Genomic DNA, 17436 nt, shown 5'->3' on the forward strand with positions numbered 1-17436 from the left:
TTTTATCAATTTGGGAAAATGATGGGATGCCTCATTTGAACATATTTTTAAACAAAGTATTAAGATTTAAAAAATTAAATAGAATTATTTATGAGTCAATTATTAGATTGGATTAGTCAGCCTTGGCCATGGTACGTTGCTGGCCCTTTGATTGCATTAGTTATGTTTTCCATGTTGTTTTTCGGTAAATCTTTTGGCCTATCAGCTAATTTAAGAACAATGTGTTCTATTTTAGGTGCTGGTAAGTCCTGTGAATTTTTTGATTTCGATTGGAAAACACAAACATGGAATTTGGTTTTTGCGGCAGGATTAGTTTTAGGTGGATTAATATCCTATTTGTATTTAGGCTATGAACCAGCAGCTAATATTTCTGAAACCACCATTTCCGAATTAAAAGGCTTTGGAATTGAATCTCCAGGAGAAACTGTAGTGCCTTTGGAAATATTCAATTGGGAAAATTTACTATCAGTTCAAGGCTTTATTTTTATGATTGTTGGTGGCTTTTTAGTTGGGTTTGGTACTCGTTATGCAGGTGGATGTACCTCTGGTCATGCAATTTCTGGTTTGAGTGATTTACAACCTGCTTCATTATTAGCTGTTGTAGGCTTCTTTATTGGCGGCCTTTTGATGACCTACTTTATTTTACCACATTTATTGGTAATGTGATTATTCTCAATTTTTAAAAAGAATACGGTCAATGACCAACTTATTATGAAGGCTATAAAGTGCAAATAATATACTGTAGTCTCAGAGTGATAGTAATTTAATTTAATCAAATAAAATAGATGAAATTTTTAAGATATTTATTAATAGGAACAATTTTTGGAATTACGCTTGCAAAAGCTGAAGTTATTTCATGGTTTAGAATATATGAAATGTTCAAATTCCAATCTTTCCACATGTACGGTGTTATTGGTTCTGCAGTGGTTGTAGGAATCATTGTGATTCAAATTATCAAGAGAAATAAATTAAAATCAATAGATGGTGAGAAAATAATTATCGCTCCAAAGCAATTCAGCTGGGCACGGTATTTAATTGGAGGATCCATTTTTGGTTTAGGTTGGGCTATGACTGGCGCTTGTCCAGGTCCCATGTTTATCTTGTTAGGAAATGGTGTAGGTGTAATCTTAGTTGTGATAGTATCTGCTGTTTTGGGAACTTATGTTTACGGTAAAGTAAGACATAAATTACCACACTGATATATTGTGATGCTTTTAAGTTAAGACTGATGTTCTTTTTCCATTATGATAAGGATAATAAGATGTGGGAAAATAATAATCTTAACTTAGAAGCATTACTAAAAACTAAAGGGTCTTCATCATGAGTTGGCCTTCGTTTAACTTAATTATAGGGAAATGGACTTTTTGAAATTGATCAGAATGACAACAGGAGTTATGTCAATCATTCTGGCTATTGTTACCGTACTTTTCGTGGCTTTCATATTTATAGATGAGGCTCCTCAGTGGTTGGGAGTCTCTTCTTCAAATGCCGATAAGGAATGGAGATTACCTAATATTGATTCGGATCTTCCTGAAGGTAAAAAGGGAAAGCAAGTTAAATTTGGCTATTTATTGGCAACTGAATCTCCCAAATGGATGGGACCACAAGTAATCAATAAAGATGAAAGGCTTTATGCTGGGAATAATTTGACCTGTCAAAATTGCCATTTGGAAGCGGGAACCAAACCAGGCTCTGGTTCTTGGGTGGGCGTAACCAATCGTTTTCCTCAATTTAGAGGCAGGGAAAATAAAATTGGAACCATTGAAGAGAGGATTAATGGTTGCATGGAGCGAAGTATGAATGGAAAAGCACTTCCAGAAGATTCTGAGCAAATGCAAGCACTGGTTGCCTATATGGAATGGTTGAGTGATGGAGTTCCTGCAGATACAGCGGATTGGTACAAAGGATTTATAAGTGTTAAAATTCCTGCTGTGAAGGCAGATACTGTTTTTGGTAAACAAGTTTATATCAACGAATGTCAGGTGTGTCATGGAGAAGATGGGCAAGGAACAAAGTTAGCAGATGAACGAAAAGGATATCAATATCCACCACTTTGGGGAGGTGATTCCTTCAATCATGGAGCTGGAATGCACAGAGTTTTAACAGCTGCTCAATTTATTAAAGCCAATATGCCGCATCTGATTGCTACAAAAGCAAATCCAAAACTAACGGATGAAGAAGCTTTTCATGTGGCAGCTTATATTAATAGTTTTGATAGACCTCAAAAGCCGAATACGGAAAAAGATTTCCCTGATTTAAAATTGAAGCCAGTTTCTACTGCTTATGGTCCTTGGGATGATCCATTTCCTGCTGAACAGCATAAATTCGGGCCATTTCAGCCTATAGTTCAATATTATGATAGTGTTTACCAAATCAAGAAAACCAAATAAATGAAGTTTACTTCTTTACTTATCATATTTTTTTTATTGCCATTATTTCTATTCGCCCAAAAGGACAATACCGAAGAGAAAAAAGGAAATTTAAGTGGTCAGTGGCGTAATTACTATCTGCATTCCTTTAATGAAGGCAATTTGCAAGATTGGTACGCAGTGGCTACTGGTTTGAAATTAAAATATATTTACGATTTTAATAAAAATTGGCGAATCGGTGGGGCTGTTTACAGCAGTTGGAATACGGGCATAAGTAATGTAGAAAGCATTGATCCCACAACTGGAAGGGAGAGTAGATATGTTTCTGGTAATTTTAATGTTCAAGATCTTTCTCAACGATTTATTGCTTATCCTGGAGAACTTTTTCTTCAATACAGAAATGGAAATCATCAAGTGAAAGTGGGGCGTCAAGGCTTCTTTTCTCCTTTTATGAACGGGCAAGATGGTAGGATGATTCCAACGCTTTTTGAAGGTGCTTTTTATAAATATGAAGAAAAAGATAAGTTAAAGTTACAATTGGGAGCCATAAACAGAATTGCCCCCAGAAGTTATAATGGCTTTGAAAATATAGGGCAGACCTTGGGCATATATCCAGTAGGAAGAAATATCGATGGACAAGGCAGCGAATATAGAGAAAACTCCCATTCGGATTATGTGGCTCTACTAAATATGGATTACCAATTCAAAAATTTAAAGATTGAGCTTTGGGATTATTATGTAGACAATATTTTTAATGTATTATATGTAAAGCCAAATTATAATATTAAAAACTCTGGTTTAACTTTAGCTTTTGAATGGCTTTTACAAAATAGAGTAGGAGATGGTGGAAATGCCGACCCAGCTTTACAATATGTTCAAAGTAAAAAAGCACAAATTTTTGGAGCTCAAATTTCACATTCTATTCCAAATGGTAAAATCAGTTTGGGGTATGATCACATAACCGGAGAAGGACGATTTTTATTTCCAAGAGAGTGGGGTAGGGAGTTTTTATTCAGCTTTCAGAAAAGGGAAAGAAGCGAAGGATTTGGAGATAATCATGCAGTAGTGATGTACTACCATCAAAATCTCAAATTTTCAGATCAGAAATTAAAGTCCATTCTTAGTGTTGGACATCAATGGCGACCTTCAGTTACCGAACCTACACTAAACAAATATGCTATTCCCAATTATATGCATGTCAACTTAGATTTATTTTATGAAAATGCTAAATGGAAAGGCCTTAAACCTGAGCTACTATTGACTTATAAACGAGGAACAGGAGATTTCCCAGATAATCCAGTTTTCATTTTGAATAAAGTCAATCTGTTTTTGATTAATGCGATAGTGAATTATGATTTTTAAAGTCTAACCTCAATCTCTAGTCTGCCTAGTGGAAGAATAGTGTTCCTATCGCCATCCTCTGGATGGTGATGATTACTAGCTCCTCTGGAGCAAATTAATAGTTCCTTAGACTAGCCATGAACAGTAGCAAGGAGTTCTTTCAATCAATTCTATAGTGGATTATAATTTTTAACAAAAAAAGACTTCCTCTCGGAAGCCTTTTTACATGAAACACTATTTAGTGTAAACCACGGAAACGGTATTTTAAAACTGCGCCTCTTCAGTTGAGCCTTTTAGTGCTGTTGTTGAAGATTTACCTTGCGTAACGGCATTCTGAACGGCATCAAAATAGCCTGTACCCACAAAAGCTTGGTGTTTTACTGCCTTGAAACCATGCTCTTGTAAAGCAAATTCTCTTTGCTGCAATTCTGAATAACCAGCCATTCCTTTGTTTTTATAGGCTGTAGCCAATTCAAACATAGCGGTATTCAAGGCGTGGAATCCAGCTAATGTGATGAACTGGAATTTATAGCCCATTTCAGCTAATTTTTCTCGGTATTCCAGCATTTCACTTTCGGTCAGTTTTGCTGCCCAGTTAAAGGATGGAGAGCAATTATAAGCTAACATTTTATCAGGATATTTTTCCTTAATTGCTTGTGCAAATTCCCTTGCTTCTCCCAAGTCAGGATGCGAAGTTTCACACCAGACTAAGTCTGCATAGGGAGCATAAGCTAGTCCTCTGTTGATGGCTTGTTCAAGACCGTTTTTCACGCCAAAGAATCCTTCATCTGATCTTTCTCCTGTTAAAAATGGACGATCTCTTTCGTCCACATCAGAAGTTAATAAGTTAGCAGCATCAGCATCGGTTCTGGCGATAATGATAGTTGGAACTCCCATAACATCAGTAGCCAATCTTGCAGAAATTAATTTATTGATGGCTTCTTGAGTTGGAACCAACACCTTTCCTCCTAAGTGGCCACATTTTTTGGCTGATGATAATTGATCTTCAAAATGAACTCCTGCTGCTCCTGCTTCAATCATGCCTTTCATTAATTCAAAAGCATTCAAATTTCCACCAAATCCAGCTTCTGCATCTGCTACAATTGGTGCCATCCAGTGAATATCACCTTCTCCGCTTACAGATTGAATCTGGTCAGCTCTCAGTAAAGCATTATTGATTCGCTTTACCACATTAGGAACACTATCAGCAGGGTACAAACTCTGGTCAGGATACATTTGTCCAGCAAGATTAGCATCTGCTGCAACTTGCCATCCGCTTAAGTAAATGGCTTTTAAACCCGCTTGAACTTCTTGTATGGCTTGGTTACCAGTCAAGGCTCCTAAACCAGAAACAAATTCTTCTGTTTTTAGTAAATCCCACAATCTTTCAGCTCCCAATCGAGCTAAGCTGTGGTCAATTTTTACTGTACCAGCTAATTTAACTACCTCTTCAGCAGTGTATGTACGTTCTACATCTTTCCATCTTGGGTTAGTGTCCCAATCTGCTATTAATTGATTGATTTTTTCTTGCTTGTTCATGTCGTTTATATTTATAGTATGATTTAAAATTGATTTATAAGTGTGGATATGCTTTTAAGGTTAGGAAGTCTTCAAAATCCTCGCTTTTCACCAGATTCTTCAATAAGTCTCTAGCGATTGCCAGTTTTCCAGTTTCTACTCTTTCCTGACCCAGCATTTCTTTTACTTTCTCGGTTTCTTCTTCCAATAGCATACAGAAAAGTGCTCTATTGAATATTTTTCCGTTTTTGAAGGATACTTGATGATGATACCATTGCCACAATTGTGCTCTACTGATTTCTGCTGTAGCGGCATCTTCCATAAGATTATATAGGGCTGCTGCCCCTGTTCCTTGCAACCAAGATTCGATGTACAAAAGCGCAACATTGATGTTCATTCGAACGCCTTTTTCAGTTACCTCTCCATACATCACATTTGGGCTAGTTAAAGCAGATGGAGTGGTTGTGAATTCTTCTCTTAAAACATGTTTTTGGTGAGGCTTATCTCCAATAATTTGATCGAAAACAGCTTCAACTGCTGGGATTAATGCTGGATGAGCTACCCAACTCCCATCATATCCTGCTAAAGCTTCTTCGGTTTTATCATTTCTTACTTTATCGAATATCTTCTGATTTTGCTCTTCATCTTTAGTTGGGATAAATGCAGACATACCACCAATGGCATGAGCCCCTCTTTTATGGCAAGTTTTCACCAACAGATTTGCATAAGCCTTCATAAATGGGACTTGCATAGTCACTTGATTTCTATCAGGTAGAATGTAATCTGGTCTATCTCTAAATTTTTTGATAAAGCTGAAAATGTAATCCCATCTACCTGCATTCAAGCCAGCCATGTGATCTCTCAATTCATAAATGATTTCTTCCATTTGAAAAGAAGCCGTAATGGTTTCCACGAGAACAGTTGCTTTTATAGTGCCAACCGGAATTCCTAATTCGTTTTGGGCAAATACGAATACCTCATTCCATAACCTGGCTTCACATCTGTGTTCTAGTTTTGGTAGGTAGAAATAAGGACCACTTCCATTTCTGATTAATTCGTGTGCATTGTGGAAGAAGTATAATCCGAAATCAAATAGTGAAGCGGAAATCTGTTCTCCGTTTACTAAAAAGTTTTTCTCAGATAAATGCCAGCCTCTAGGTCTCACTTTCAAGACAGCAGTTTTATCTTTTAATTTATAAGTCTTACCATTGTCGGCAGTAAAATCAATTTGCTTTCTGATCGCATCATATAAATTTTGCTGACCTTCGGTGATATTTTTCCAAGTTGGACTTGTGGCATCTTCAAAGTCAGCCATAAAAACCTTTGCACCTGAGTTTAGCGCATTGATGATCATTTTTCGATCTACAGGACCAGTAATTTCTACTTTTCTATTCTGTAAGTCTTTTGGTAATGGAGCAATTCTCCAATCAGGATCATTTCTAATATCTTCTGTGGTTTTTGGGAAATCCAAATCTTTACCATGTCTGATTTGGTCATAAACTTGCTCTCTTCTACCAAGTAGTTCAAATCTCTTTTCATTAAACCTTTCATGCAGTTTATTTAAAAATGAAATGGCTTCATCTGTCAATAAGTTAAAGCCTTCATTTTTATTTTTCGTTTTTCTTAATTGTGCTGATGTAGTTTCCATTTGATTATCAGTTTTTTATGTGTTCGATATTTCAAATGTAGGACAGCGAAAAATAAATAACAAGCGAATATTCGCTATTGGATTTTATTCGCTATATTAGCGAATGACTTTAAAAGAAGCAGTGATCAATTAAGGCAGTGAAAAAAAAATGAAAAAACTTTCTTCGCTTTTTAGGAGAATGATCGAAACGGGATTTTTTTCTTTTTTTATATAAAAATCTATTAATTCAATGACTTTTTGTCAAAGTCAATGAACAAAACTTTAAGAGAGTTAACAAAAATTTCTCTTTGCGAAAACTTTGCGGCTCTGCGCCTCCCGACTAAAGTGCGGGACAGGTATTGCGAGACATTTTTAGCGTCAAAGACGCCTGCGGCCGATTTTATTATATAGTAGAAAAAGTAAAATCCTACCCTGTTTGAGGGTATTAAAACAACTAAAAATGGCTATATCTCAGGAAAATGTAAAACTAATTTTCGGTTTAAAAGTGCGGCAATTACGCCTTGAAAAAGGATTGTCTTTTGCTGAATTATCAAAACAAACAGGCTTGTCTGCCTCTTATTTAAACGAAATAGAAAAGGGCAAAAAGTATCCTAAAATTGAGAAGATCAACAAGCTATCAGAAACACTTGAAGTCAGTTTTGATGATTTGGTTTCATTACAACTCAGCAAAAAATTAGCTCCATTAGGGGAATTATTGCAATCCAATCTTTTTAAAGAACTTCCTTTAGAGCTTTTTGGAATAGAACCGGCTCATTTATTGGACCTATTAAGTAATGCTCCAGCAAAGTTGGGAGCTTTTTTAAGTACTTTGATAGAAATTAGCAGGAATTATGGCTTAAGAGTAGAGAGTTTATACCTCAATATGCTTCGTTCTTTTCAGGAAATGCACGATAATTATTTTGAAAGCATAGAAGAATCTGTAGAAGCTTTTAGAAGTCAGTTTTTCCAGGAAGTTTCTTATCCTTATACTTTTCAGCAATTAGAGGAAATTCTTAAGTCAGAATACCATTATCAGGTTTTACCAAAGGGATTGGAGCATCAGCAGGAACTCAAGCCTTTACGTTCAATGACGATACCAGGTGAAAACCCGCAGTTGTTGATGAATCCTAAATTAACCGAATCGCAGAAGCTGTTTACTATGGCAAAGGAGTTGGGTTATCAAACTTTAAAACTGAATCCGCGCCCTTTTACTTCAAGTTGGATATCGGTGAATTCTTTTGAAGAGGTATTGAACAATTATAAAGCATCATATTTTGCCTGTGCATTAGCATTGCCTGAAAAAGCCATTATAGAAGATTTAAGGAAATTCCTTTCAGAACCACAGTTTAATGCAGATTTATTATTAAATATTTTGGAAAACTACCAATGCACTCCTGAAATGCTGATGCACAGGATGACCAATCTATTACCCAAGGTTTTTGGCATAAAGGAATTATTCTTTTTACGTTTTAGCACTTCAAATGAAGAAACTTTCAAGCTGACAAAGGAAATGCATCTTTCTGGTTTACATAATCCGCATGGAACTGCATTGGATCAGCATTACTGCAGAAGATGGGCTTCTATTGAGATTCTAAAAGAGTTACGAAATCAGGAAAATAGTGAGGATGACGGAGTAAAGTGCAAAGTACAGCGTAGTCAGTATGTTAATTCCGAGAATGAATATTTGATTATTAGTTTGGCCAAGCCCAGTAATAAAAATATTGGTCAAAACAGCAGTGTGTCTATTGGTTTATTAATCACTCCAGTTATGAAGCGCAAAGTAAAATTTCACAATGACCCCGTAATTCCAATTCGAATTGTGAATGAGACCTGTGAAACCTGTCCCCTTTATGATTGCCAGGAAAGAGCTGCACCTGCCCATGTATATGAAGAAAAGCAGCAATTAAATGCAATGAAAAAAGCAGTAGACTTATTGACTCGGCAATAACTTAAATTTTAGAACTGTGGAAAAGTTCGCATCAATTCTCTCTGTAACATAAGTTACACCTTATAGGCTTTTAATGATTATATTTATAAGAAATTAAACTCTTAAAGAAAATCATTATGGAAGCCAATATGGGATCTGCTGATAAAATCATTAGAATTTTATTAGCCATTACAGTCGGAGTATTTTATTATTTTGGAATTATTTCTGGAACATTAGCTATAATTTTAGGAGTGTTGGCTTTAGTATTCGTAATTACGAGTTTTATAAGTTTTTGTCCTCTTTATTTACCTTTTGGAATATCAACTAGAAGGAAATCAACTAAATAAGAATCACTAAAAATGAAAAAAGCGACTCTACTGAGCCGCTTTAAACCAATTAACTATTACGAAACTACTACTATAAAACAGTAAAAGAAATTACGATAACATCCTCATTGAATATTTCTGGCCCATCACCATTATCAGGAAAACCATATTCACCATCAACAGGATCTTCTACATGTAACATTGGAAATAATACATCTCCTGCAGTTACATCTCCTGCAGTTACACTTCCTGCAGAAACATCTACCATCACATCTGTGTTAGTTCCAGCTTCAACAAAAGTTTGTCCAATAACGGGTCCAGGAGCACCCTCTCCACTGTCTTCATGAATCACAATCCATCCATCCACAGCTGCATTAACTTCTGAAATGGTGACCATATCTTCAGATACAGCTTGGTCTTCTGCTGTTACACTTGGTGCTGTTATTTCGATTGAATCAAAAATGATTGGACCATCAAATCCGTTAGCTCCATCAAATTCATAAGATCCCACTGTACCATTATCATTATGCAACATAATCCATAATGTTTCTCCATCTGCTAGCTCTTCCGTAAATGATATCTCTACATTTTCAGTTGTACCTGCCTCTAAAGAAACTGGCTCAGATATGATGTCTGGTGCTACAAATGAACCTTCACCATTATCCCTATGCACCACAACCCAAGAAGGTTGGCTAACTGAGATACTTTCAACAATCACCTTGTTTTGCGATACCGTTTGATTACTGGCAGTAAATTCACCAGCTGGAGCTTCAATTGTAATGGCTTGAGTAGTGATTGGTCCATCAAAACCATTTGCACCATCAAATTCATATTCTCCTATTATACCATTTTCAGTGTGGATCATGATATAAATTTCATCTCCTCCATTTAATGGATTATCTGAATTTATTTCAATTTCCACATCAGTATTTGTTCCTTCCTCTAATTGAACTGGTGTTGAAATAATATCTGGTACTTGTGAACCATCTCCGGCTTCATTGCTAGCATGTACAACCACCCATGCAGTAGCATTCACGGTTAATTCTGCAACTGTAATTGTGTTTCCTTGAACAATTTGATCTTCCGCTGTAATTGAACCAGAAGGTGCCTCAGTTTCAAAACCTACTACCACTACATCTTCACCAAATACTTCTGGGCCATCACCATTATCAGGAAAACCATATTCTCCATCAGCCGGACTTTCAATGTGTAACATAGGAAACAGCATTTCACCGCCTGAGAAAGTAGCATCACCCAAATCGATCATTATATCAGAATTACTTCCAGCTTCAACAAAAGTTTGACCCAAAACAGGACCAGGATTTCCATCGCCATCATCTTCATGAATCACAATCCAACCATCAACTGCAGCGTTCACTTCCTCAATAGCTACCATATTTTCATTTACTACTTGATTGCTAGCAGTAATACTTGGTGCAGTTAGCGAAATTTCATTCATTACGATATCTCCATCCTCAGTTGTGATTGGAGCATCTAAGCCATTGGCACCATCAAATTCATAAGTACCTTCTTCACCGTCATCAGTATGCAGCATAACCCAAACGCTTCCTCCATCTGAAAGACTGGAAAAATCATTTAAAGGTACTTCAATATCACTACTTTCACCTGCTTCTACAAAAACAGGTTCTGAAATAATATCAGGAACTACAGGTTCACCTTCTTCATTTGCATGAACCACAATCCAACCATCTTGATCTAAATTAACATTTGATACATTAATGGTATTTTGGGAAATTAACTGATCAGAAACTGTCAACATTCCTGTTGGCATATCTGGCTCCATCATTTCCTCTTCCTCATCTTCATTATTACAAGCCGTAAATAGCAAACTTGATGCTGCAATTGCTATAAACGAACTTCTCATTAACGCTTTTAAGTTTTGTTTTTTAATCATCATCTTATTTTTTGTTTTGATTACAGATTGAACTACGCAACAGATTCAAATCCAGATTTTACAAGATTATATTTTTGGAGCTAATATGATGTAAAATCATATAGTTTTAATTTTAAGTTGCTGATAAAGAGGATATTATGTTTAATTTTAATGTTTTAAAAATTTAGTAATTAATTTGATTGATTATTTAATCCTATTATATTTTTCTTAGATTAGTGTAATTATTTTAAGGCTATAGTTTTAGCTAGGAAATTTTTTAATCTAAACCCATGGCACATTGCGTAGTTAGGTGTATATCATCGAAAAACATTTAATATGAAGATTCAATACAATAGATTATTAATTATTCTGTCCTCTATATTATTCCTTTATGGATGTGAATATGAAAGAATTGCAGATCCAGTAAATCAATGTGATCCTCAGAGTATAGAGCTAATAGTTGAGTCAGTCCAAAATACCGCATGTGCACAGTCATCTGGTGAAATAGTAGTTTCCGTAATTGGAGATGATCAATACGAATACCAAATAAATTCAGGAGGATTTAGTGATAATAATATCTTTACAGGATTATCAGCAGGTAGCTATTCGGTTCAAGCAAGAGCTACAGACTCCAATTGTTTAAGTGAAGAAATAGACGTTTCGATTAGTAATGAAGATGGGTTGCAAATTTCATTAGTTGAAAAGAATAATGCGAATTGTGGAGAGAATACAGGGACAATAATAGTGGAACAGCAGGGTGGAATTGAGCCCATCGAATACATTATCAATGAAAATGCAGCGCAAGAAAGTCCTGAATTTACAGGCTTATCCAATGGGGATTACACCATTGTGGCTCGTGATGCTAATGGATGTGAAGATGAAATCTCAGGAGTTGAAATTATGACGGGTATAAGTTTTAGTAATAATATTAAATCTATTATCACTACAAATTGTGCGGTAAGTGGATGTCATAATGGATCTCAACCACCTAATTTTTCAACAGATGAAAATATTATTCAAAATGCTTCTAGGATAAAAAGCAGAACAGGAAACGAGACCATGCCACCGGCAGGTAGACCTGATTTAACAGAAGATGAAATTCAAGCCATCGCTTGCTGGGTAGATGATGGGGCTTTAGATAATTAATATTATGAAAAAAATAATAACAATTTTAATCATACAGTTCTGGGTATTAAATTTATATAGTCAGGAAGATAGAGAAAAAGTGTTTCGAGATACACGTATTGTAAATGGACATTCCACAGAGGTCCTTCCAAAGGGGATGATGAAATTTATCATTTCACATCGATTTGGAGCTATCAATTCTGGTGTGCAACAACTTTGGGGGCTCGATAATTCAACTATACGAATCGGCTTGGATTATGCTTTCACGGATAATATAAATGTGGGATTTGGTAGAAGTTCTTTACAGAAACATTATGATTTTTATTTAAAATATAGATTCTTACAACAAAAAAAGGAGGGAGGAAGCCCTGTTTCTTTGGTTTATTATACCAATGCAGCTGTCAGGACTATTCAAACTCCCCAAACTGAAGATTTAAGCTTGGTCAATAATTTAACTTTTGTGCATCAATTGTTATTAGCTCGAAAGTTTAATGAATTTATAAGTTTTCAGATTATGCCAACTTATGTCCATCGCAATTATGTATTGGATCTGGAAAGTAATAATGACATTTACAGTTTAGGTACGGCAGGGAGGATTCAAGTCACTAAAGTTTTAGCTTTTAACTTGGAGTATTATTTTAATCTGCCTGATCAATTAGCTAGTCAGTACCAATCTTCAGCTGGATTGGGTATTGAACTTGAAACTAAAGGGCATATTTTCCAATTGAATTTTACGAACTCTTTGGGAATGATTGCTCCTTTATATATAGCTGAGACAACTGGAAGGATTGATAAAGGGGATATCCATTTTGGTTTTAATATCACAAGGGATTTTAAAATTGGGGCTAGGAAATAATTAGATCGGATGTATAAATTGAAATTCAAATATTGGATGGTAGTATCACTTACTTTAATTGTTATGGTGGCTTCTTTTACCACTATAGGTGATGTGGAGATAAATCCTCAGCAAAATTTAGCAGATGCTTTAAAATCTTTAGGGCAAGACTATCCTGATCATTACGTTGAGGATACTGATTCCATTGATATAAAAAGAGGATATGATCTTATTCATAAAGGAAAAGCTTATCCACCAGATGGATTAACTTCTAAATCCATTAGTAAATTTTATACTTGTACAAGCTGCCACAATGTAGAAAGAGAAGATCCTGATTTGACTTTAGTGGATCAGGATGCTCGCTTGGAATATGCTATGGAAAATGAACTTCCATATTTACAAGGTTCTACCTTTTGGGGTATAGTCAATAGGGAATCATGGTATAATGATGATTATGTTTTGAAGTACGGAAGTTTGGTTGAAAAAGCCAAAGAAAGCCTAAAGGAAAGTATTCATTTATGTGCTACTGTATGTTCTCAAGGCAGAGAGTTGGAAGATTGGGAGATGAAAAGTATTCTTTCCTATTTGTGGACACTTCAAATGAAAGTTGAAGATTTAGATTTAGAAAATAAAGAGATCGATCATATTAATAAATTGGCAGAATCAGATAAAGATAGTGCTATAGCATTTATTAAATCTCATTACTTAACCAAATCTCCAGCTACATTTGCAGATTTACCTGAAAGTAAAGAAAAAGGCTATCCTTTTGAAGGAAGGCCTCAATATGGAAAAGCAATTTACGAGCTGGGCTGCCAACATTGCCACCATGCTTATGGTGAAAGTGATTTAGTTTTAGATTACTCAATCCTTACCTTTAAATGGCTGAAAAAGCATATGCCTGAGAATAGCAAAAAGTCTATTTATGAAATTATAAGAAATGGATCCTATTCGGAATTAGGACATAAAGAATATATGCCTAATTATACTTTAGAAAAAATGAGCCATCAACAAGTAGAAGATTTGAGAGCTTACATTGAATCAAATTTGAAGTAAAATAAGCCCTATACTTTTTAAGAAATTAACCTTAAAAATCCCTTTCAAAGCGTATATTTGCCAATATGATTTCCAAAAAGTCAAAATACGCCATTAACGCATTAGTCCACTTGGGCAGAAAATACGGAGAAGGCCCTACTTTAATCAGTACCATAGCGGATGAAGAAAATATCCCACAGAAATTTTTGGAAGCTATATTGCTCGAATTAAAAAATGATGGTATTCTAGGAAGTAAAAAAGGAAAAGGAGGAGGATATTATCTCCGGAAAGACCCTGAGACTGTTAATCTAGCTCAGGTGTTAAGATTATTTGATGGTGCCATTGCTTTGCTACCTTGTGTTACTTTTAAGTTTTACGAACGTTGTGAGGAATGTAAAGATGAAGAAACCTGCTCCATCCGAGAAGCATTCCTAAAAGTCCGTAATGAAACCGTTAAAATTTTCAAAAGCCAAACACTCAAAGGATTAGTGGAAAAAGAAAAGAAATTAATGGCGAAGAAGAAAGCTTGATCGACTTGCCATAGATTTCAGAAACCTCTAAAGAATTACACATTTATTTTTCTCGCTATCAGATCATCTTAATTCTAATCTTCCTTTTCTTTAAATGAGTGTTATTCAATTTGTCGACCAGGTTTTTAGCTTTTTCAGCTTTTACAGCTACGAATGCACAGTCCTGTTTTAATTCTATCATACCCAGTTCATCTTTTGCTAATTTTCCTTCTTTCATAAAAAAACCAGCTATGTCTCCTTTGGAAATTTTATCTTTTCTTCCACCTGAAATAAAGAGTGTATCAAACTTCTTTTTATCCTTATTTTCTTTTTCAATTTCTTGAATGGAAACGTATTCTGCTGGAATAAAATCTGGCAATTGCTCATCGGGGGATTCCAAAACATAAGCAGTTCCACTTTGATGCATTCTTGCAGTCCTCCCATTTCTGTGGGTGAATTCTTCTGCTTTTATGGGTAGGTGATAATGGATTATAAATTTTATTTCAGTCACATCAATTCCTCTTGCAGCCAAATCAGTAGCTAAAATTAAATTGTATGTTCCATTTCTGAATTTGATCAATGATCTTTCTCTATCATTTTGTTCAAGTCCACCATAAAAACAACCATGTGGGATATTCATCGAGTTTAAATAATCACTTACTCTATCAATACTATCTTTAAAATTACAAAAAACTATACCTGGTTGGCTTCCTAACTGCTTTAAAAGCTCAGCTAGAGTTTCTAGCTTATCTTTTTTAGCACTTTTCACTACTTTAATAGAAAGCTCATTTACACCTTCATGCAAATAATTGATATAAAAAGGGTCTCTTAAACCAACAAATTCGGGGATTTTCTTGGCTTCTGTAGCAGAGGTTAAAACTTTTCTACGGATCTGTGGAAGCTCCCAGATAATGGCTTTCATTTCAACTTCAAATCCTATTTCCAAAGATTTATCAAACTCATCTAATACCAGTGTTTTTATATTTTTTATTGCAAAACTTTCTCTCTCAATATGGTCTGCTAACCTCCCAGGAGTTCCGATAAGTATTGCAGGAGGGTGTTGTAAATCAATTTTATCTTTTGCTCCAGCTCTTCCTCCATAAATAGCATTGGCTTTATATCCAGTTCCCATTTCTCTTACCACTTGTTCAATTTGAATGGCGAGCTCCCTAGATGGGACAACTATTAAAACTTGGACTTCATCACATTCTGGGTCAAGCATATCAATAATTGGGAGTAGAAATGCTAATGTTTTTCCTGTTCCAGTGGGAGAAAGTATCACCGTATCTTCAGAAGCTTTAATAACTTCTAAAGCTTCTTTTTGCATAGAATTCAACTCTTTTATACCCAATTTGGATAATATTTCTTCTCTGTTTTTAATTGCTTGCGCCATTCTGCAAAGCTAGGTATTTTAATGGATTTGATTGTTTATTAATATTTATGAATCGTTTAAAACTTAATTCTGACAAAGCTGAATATTGCTGTTATTGATTATATGCTTTTGTCAATTTTGTAGGCAACCTATAATCTACCAACTAAACAATCCTTATTTTTGAATGGATATTCTATAATTTCCTTATCTTTATTACTATGGAGAATAATCAAAATGACATGGTAAGGGTTTACAGTGATACTGAAATCAATATTAACATGCTTAATATAGAATTAGCTAAAATAGGTATTCCTTCTTTGGTGAAAAATGAATTTCAATCTGCTGTCATGGCAGGGTTTGGAGCCTCTCCAAATTCTGTTGATTTGTATGTAAACGCCTCGGATGTGGAAGAAGCCACTAAGGTAATTCAAGACTTGATGAAAGGAGAGTAAACCTTGGAAAGGATATTTTTGGACGTAAATTTAAAATGATTGGAAAAGAATCTACTTAAAAATCAGCATGTGCGGGATATCCTATTGAGTGTAATATTCGGATTGCTTTCTACGCTTTTAAGCTTGGTAAAATTTAATATACCAGGCTTCACTGCGGCTATAAGTAGTTTGAATGAAATTCCTTTGTTGATAAGTGTATTCTATATAAGCAATCCTTTTTATTTGATTATTACAGTAGTCATTTCTGCTTTAACTACTCCAGAGCAAGGTTCTGTTTATTCCACTATTTTAATGCATGCTGGAGGCTTAGCTTTTTTTGGGGTTTACTATCATTTGATTTTAAAGAAATTTTCAGAGCAAGTTTTTAAAAGTATTTTGTTCTGTGCAATAGGCATTACGCTTTATTATGCCCTGTTTTTAATTCCAATTTTTATAATCACTAACCAATTATTGGGATTGAATGAAACTGATTTTATTCAATTCTATTTTGAATTAAGAAGTTCTTTGTATTTTGAATACATAACTTCTTTGTTGGTTGTAACTTTGTTTTTAGTCCAGTTTAATTATGGTAAAAAATTACAAAAATATTCCATAAAATTAGAGGATATAGTAAGTGAGCGTACTGAAGAGTTAAGAAGCACAATTGAAGAACTTAATCATGCTAATGAGGAGCTGACTTCAATGAATGATGGTCTTGATTTAATAGTAAAAAATAGAACCACCGAACTAGAAGAAAGAAACTATCAACTGACAGAATATGCTTTTATTAATTCTCACTTATTGCGGGCACCTTTAGCAAGAGTTTTAGGCTTAACCGACTTAATTAGGATGGAAAGTACAGATCCTAAAACGCAAGAATTGATGGATAAACTGTTTAATTCTTGTGAGGAATTAGACGAAATAATCAAATTGATGAGCACCCAATTGTCAGATGGAAGTATTTTAAGCTCAGATCAAAAAGAAGAGTTGAAAAACAAAATAAATGAAATAATAGCTCAACGAGATAACTTAGATTCATAAGGTAAAGATTTGATACAAGAATCTACATCAAGATCAAATTATTCCCAAAATCTTATACAATTAACACCTATTTACTTTCACACTCCCAA

General features: G+C 34.9%; 16 protein-coding genes. 12 read left to right on the top strand and 4 right to left on the bottom strand.

Annotated features, from left to right (window positions below; all coding sequences use genetic code 11):
• Window positions 1–90 precede the first annotated feature (90 nt).
• The 4 genes from ABWH96_RS07010 to ABWH96_RS07025 all read left to right on the top strand — a co-directional run bounded on the left by ABWH96_RS07010 (window position 91) and on the right by ABWH96_RS07025 (window position 3731).
• The gene (locus ABWH96_RS07010) at window positions 91–666 is read left to right on the top strand and encodes a YeeE/YedE family protein (RefSeq protein WP_375580760.1); all 576 of its coding nucleotides are present in this window, start codon (window positions 91–93) and stop codon (window positions 664–666) included.
• Between the two features lie 119 nt (window positions 667–785).
• Complete coding sequence (locus ABWH96_RS07015; RefSeq protein WP_375580761.1) at window positions 786–1199, top strand: DUF6691 family protein; 414 nt, start codon at window positions 786–788, stop codon at window positions 1197–1199.
• Between the two features lie 180 nt (window positions 1200–1379).
• Window positions 1380–2390 carry a c-type cytochrome gene (locus ABWH96_RS07020; RefSeq protein ID WP_375580762.1) on the top strand — a complete coding sequence of 337 codons (1011 nt, stop codon included), beginning with the start codon at window positions 1380–1382 and terminating at the stop codon, window positions 2388–2390.
• A complete protein-coding gene (locus ABWH96_RS07025) occupies window positions 2391–3731 on the top strand; it encodes an OprD family outer membrane porin (protein ID WP_375580763.1) in 1341 nt (446 codons plus the stop codon).
• 243 nt (window positions 3732–3974) lie between these two features.
• Here the strand turns inward: ABWH96_RS07025 and aceA are convergent, their stop codons facing one another.
• Together aceA and aceB are read right to left on the bottom strand one after the other, a co-directional pair.
• A complete protein-coding gene (gene aceA / locus ABWH96_RS07030) occupies window positions 3975–5249 on the bottom strand; it encodes an isocitrate lyase (RefSeq protein WP_375580764.1) in 1275 nt (424 codons plus the stop codon).
• Window positions 5250–5283: 34 nt separating this feature from the next.
• The gene (aceB, locus tag ABWH96_RS07035) at window positions 5284–6876 is read right to left on the bottom strand and encodes a malate synthase A (RefSeq protein WP_375580765.1); all 1593 of its coding nucleotides are present in this window, start codon (window positions 6874–6876) and stop codon (window positions 5284–5286) included.
• Window positions 6877–7315: 439 nt separating this feature from the next.
• On the opposite strand from aceB, the gene ABWH96_RS07040 reads away from it, so the two are divergent.
• Both ABWH96_RS07040 and ABWH96_RS07045 read left to right on the top strand, forming a co-directional pair.
• The gene (locus tag ABWH96_RS07040; protein WP_375580766.1) at window positions 7316–8803 is read left to right on the top strand and encodes a helix-turn-helix domain-containing protein; all 1488 of its coding nucleotides are present in this window, start codon (window positions 7316–7318) and stop codon (window positions 8801–8803) included.
• Between the two features lie 116 nt (window positions 8804–8919).
• Window positions 8920–9129, top strand: a complete 210-nt coding sequence (locus tag ABWH96_RS07045; RefSeq protein WP_375580767.1) for a DUF2892 domain-containing protein — start codon at window positions 8920–8922, stop codon at window positions 9127–9129.
• A 70-nt stretch (window positions 9130–9199) separates the two neighbouring features.
• Here the strand turns inward: ABWH96_RS07045 and ABWH96_RS07050 are convergent, their stop codons facing one another.
• Entirely contained in the window at window positions 9200–11026 is a 1827-nt protein-coding gene (locus tag ABWH96_RS07050) for a hypothetical protein (RefSeq protein WP_375580768.1), read from the bottom strand.
• A 312-nt stretch (window positions 11027–11338) separates the two neighbouring features.
• Here ABWH96_RS07050 and ABWH96_RS07055 point away from each other — a divergent pair, with 312 nt between their 5' ends.
• The 4 genes from ABWH96_RS07055 to ABWH96_RS07070 all read left to right on the top strand — a co-directional run bounded on the left by ABWH96_RS07055 (window position 11339) and on the right by ABWH96_RS07070 (window position 14524).
• A complete protein-coding gene (locus ABWH96_RS07055; protein WP_375580769.1) occupies window positions 11339–12148 on the top strand; it encodes a hypothetical protein in 810 nt (269 codons plus the stop codon).
• Window positions 12149–12152: 4 nt separating this feature from the next.
• Entirely contained in the window at window positions 12153–12983 is an 831-nt protein-coding gene (locus tag ABWH96_RS07060; protein ID WP_375580770.1) for a DUF5777 family beta-barrel protein, read from the top strand.
• Window positions 12984–13019: 36 nt separating this feature from the next.
• Window positions 13020–14015 carry a c-type cytochrome gene (locus ABWH96_RS07065; RefSeq protein ID WP_375580771.1) on the top strand — a complete coding sequence of 332 codons (996 nt, stop codon included), beginning with the start codon at window positions 13020–13022 and terminating at the stop codon, window positions 14013–14015.
• Between the two features lie 65 nt (window positions 14016–14080).
• A complete protein-coding gene (locus ABWH96_RS07070) occupies window positions 14081–14524 on the top strand; it encodes an RrF2 family transcriptional regulator (RefSeq protein ID WP_375580772.1) in 444 nt (147 codons plus the stop codon).
• 58 nt (window positions 14525–14582) lie between these two features.
• Here the strand turns inward: ABWH96_RS07070 and ABWH96_RS07075 are convergent, their stop codons facing one another.
• On the bottom strand, window positions 14583–15896 hold the full coding sequence (locus tag ABWH96_RS07075) for a DEAD/DEAH box helicase (RefSeq protein WP_375580773.1): 1314 nt from the start codon (window positions 15894–15896) through the stop codon (window positions 14583–14585).
• 197 nt (window positions 15897–16093) lie between these two features.
• Here ABWH96_RS07075 and ABWH96_RS07080 point away from each other — a divergent pair, with 197 nt between their 5' ends.
• Window positions 16094–16327: a putative signal transducing protein gene (locus ABWH96_RS07080; protein ID WP_375580774.1), complete on the top strand. Its 234-nt coding sequence runs from the start codon at window positions 16094–16096 to the stop codon at window positions 16325–16327.
• A 39-nt stretch (window positions 16328–16366) separates the two neighbouring features.
• A complete protein-coding gene (locus ABWH96_RS07085; RefSeq protein ID WP_375580775.1) occupies window positions 16367–17347 on the top strand; it encodes a hypothetical protein in 981 nt (326 codons plus the stop codon).
• Window positions 17348–17436: the final 89 nt, after the last annotated feature.

This window comes from Marivirga tractuosa (genome assembly GCF_042140215.1).
In the GTDB taxonomy this organism is placed as follows: Bacteria; Bacteroidota; Bacteroidia; order Cytophagales; family Cyclobacteriaceae; genus Marivirga; species Marivirga tractuosa_A.

Bases quoted from the DNA above. Each gene is read 5' to 3' on its own strand.
- ABWH96_RS07040 (WP_375580766.1), top strand. From the start codon at position 7,316: ATGGCTATATCTCAGGAAAATGTAAAACTAATTTTCGGTTTAAAAGTG.
- aceA (WP_375580764.1), bottom strand. From the start codon at position 5,249: ATGAACAAGCAAGAAAAAATCAATCAATTAATAGCAGATTGGGACACT.
- ABWH96_RS07045 (WP_375580767.1), top strand. From the start codon at position 8,920: ATGGAAGCCAATATGGGATCTGCTGATAAAATCATTAGAATTTTATTA.
- ABWH96_RS07070 (WP_375580772.1), top strand. From the start codon at position 14,081: ATGATTTCCAAAAAGTCAAAATACGCCATTAACGCATTAGTCCACTTG.
- ABWH96_RS07020 (WP_375580762.1), top strand. From the start codon at position 1,380: ATGACAACAGGAGTTATGTCAATCATTCTGGCTATTGTTACCGTACTT.
- ABWH96_RS07055 (WP_375580769.1), top strand. From the start codon at position 11,339: ATGAAGATTCAATACAATAGATTATTAATTATTCTGTCCTCTATATTA.
- ABWH96_RS07025 (WP_375580763.1), top strand. From the start codon at position 2,391: ATGAAGTTTACTTCTTTACTTATCATATTTTTTTTATTGCCATTATTT.
- aceB (WP_375580765.1), bottom strand. From the start codon at position 6,876: ATGGAAACTACATCAGCACAATTAAGAAAAACGAAAAATAAAAATGAA.
- ABWH96_RS07015 (WP_375580761.1), top strand. From the start codon at position 786: ATGAAATTTTTAAGATATTTATTAATAGGAACAATTTTTGGAATTACG.
- ABWH96_RS07010 (WP_375580760.1), top strand. From the start codon at position 91: ATGAGTCAATTATTAGATTGGATTAGTCAGCCTTGGCCATGGTACGTT.
- ABWH96_RS07080 (WP_375580774.1), top strand. From the start codon at position 16,094: ATGGAGAATAATCAAAATGACATGGTAAGGGTTTACAGTGATACTGAA.
- ABWH96_RS07050 (WP_375580768.1), bottom strand. From the start codon at position 11,026: ATGATGATTAAAAAACAAAACTTAAAAGCGTTAATGAGAAGTTCGTTT.
- ABWH96_RS07075 (WP_375580773.1), bottom strand. From the start codon at position 15,896: ATGGCGCAAGCAATTAAAAACAGAGAAGAAATATTATCCAAATTGGGT.
- ABWH96_RS07065 (WP_375580771.1), top strand. From the start codon at position 13,020: ATGGTAGTATCACTTACTTTAATTGTTATGGTGGCTTCTTTTACCACT.
- ABWH96_RS07060 (WP_375580770.1), top strand. From the start codon at position 12,153: ATGAAAAAAATAATAACAATTTTAATCATACAGTTCTGGGTATTAAAT.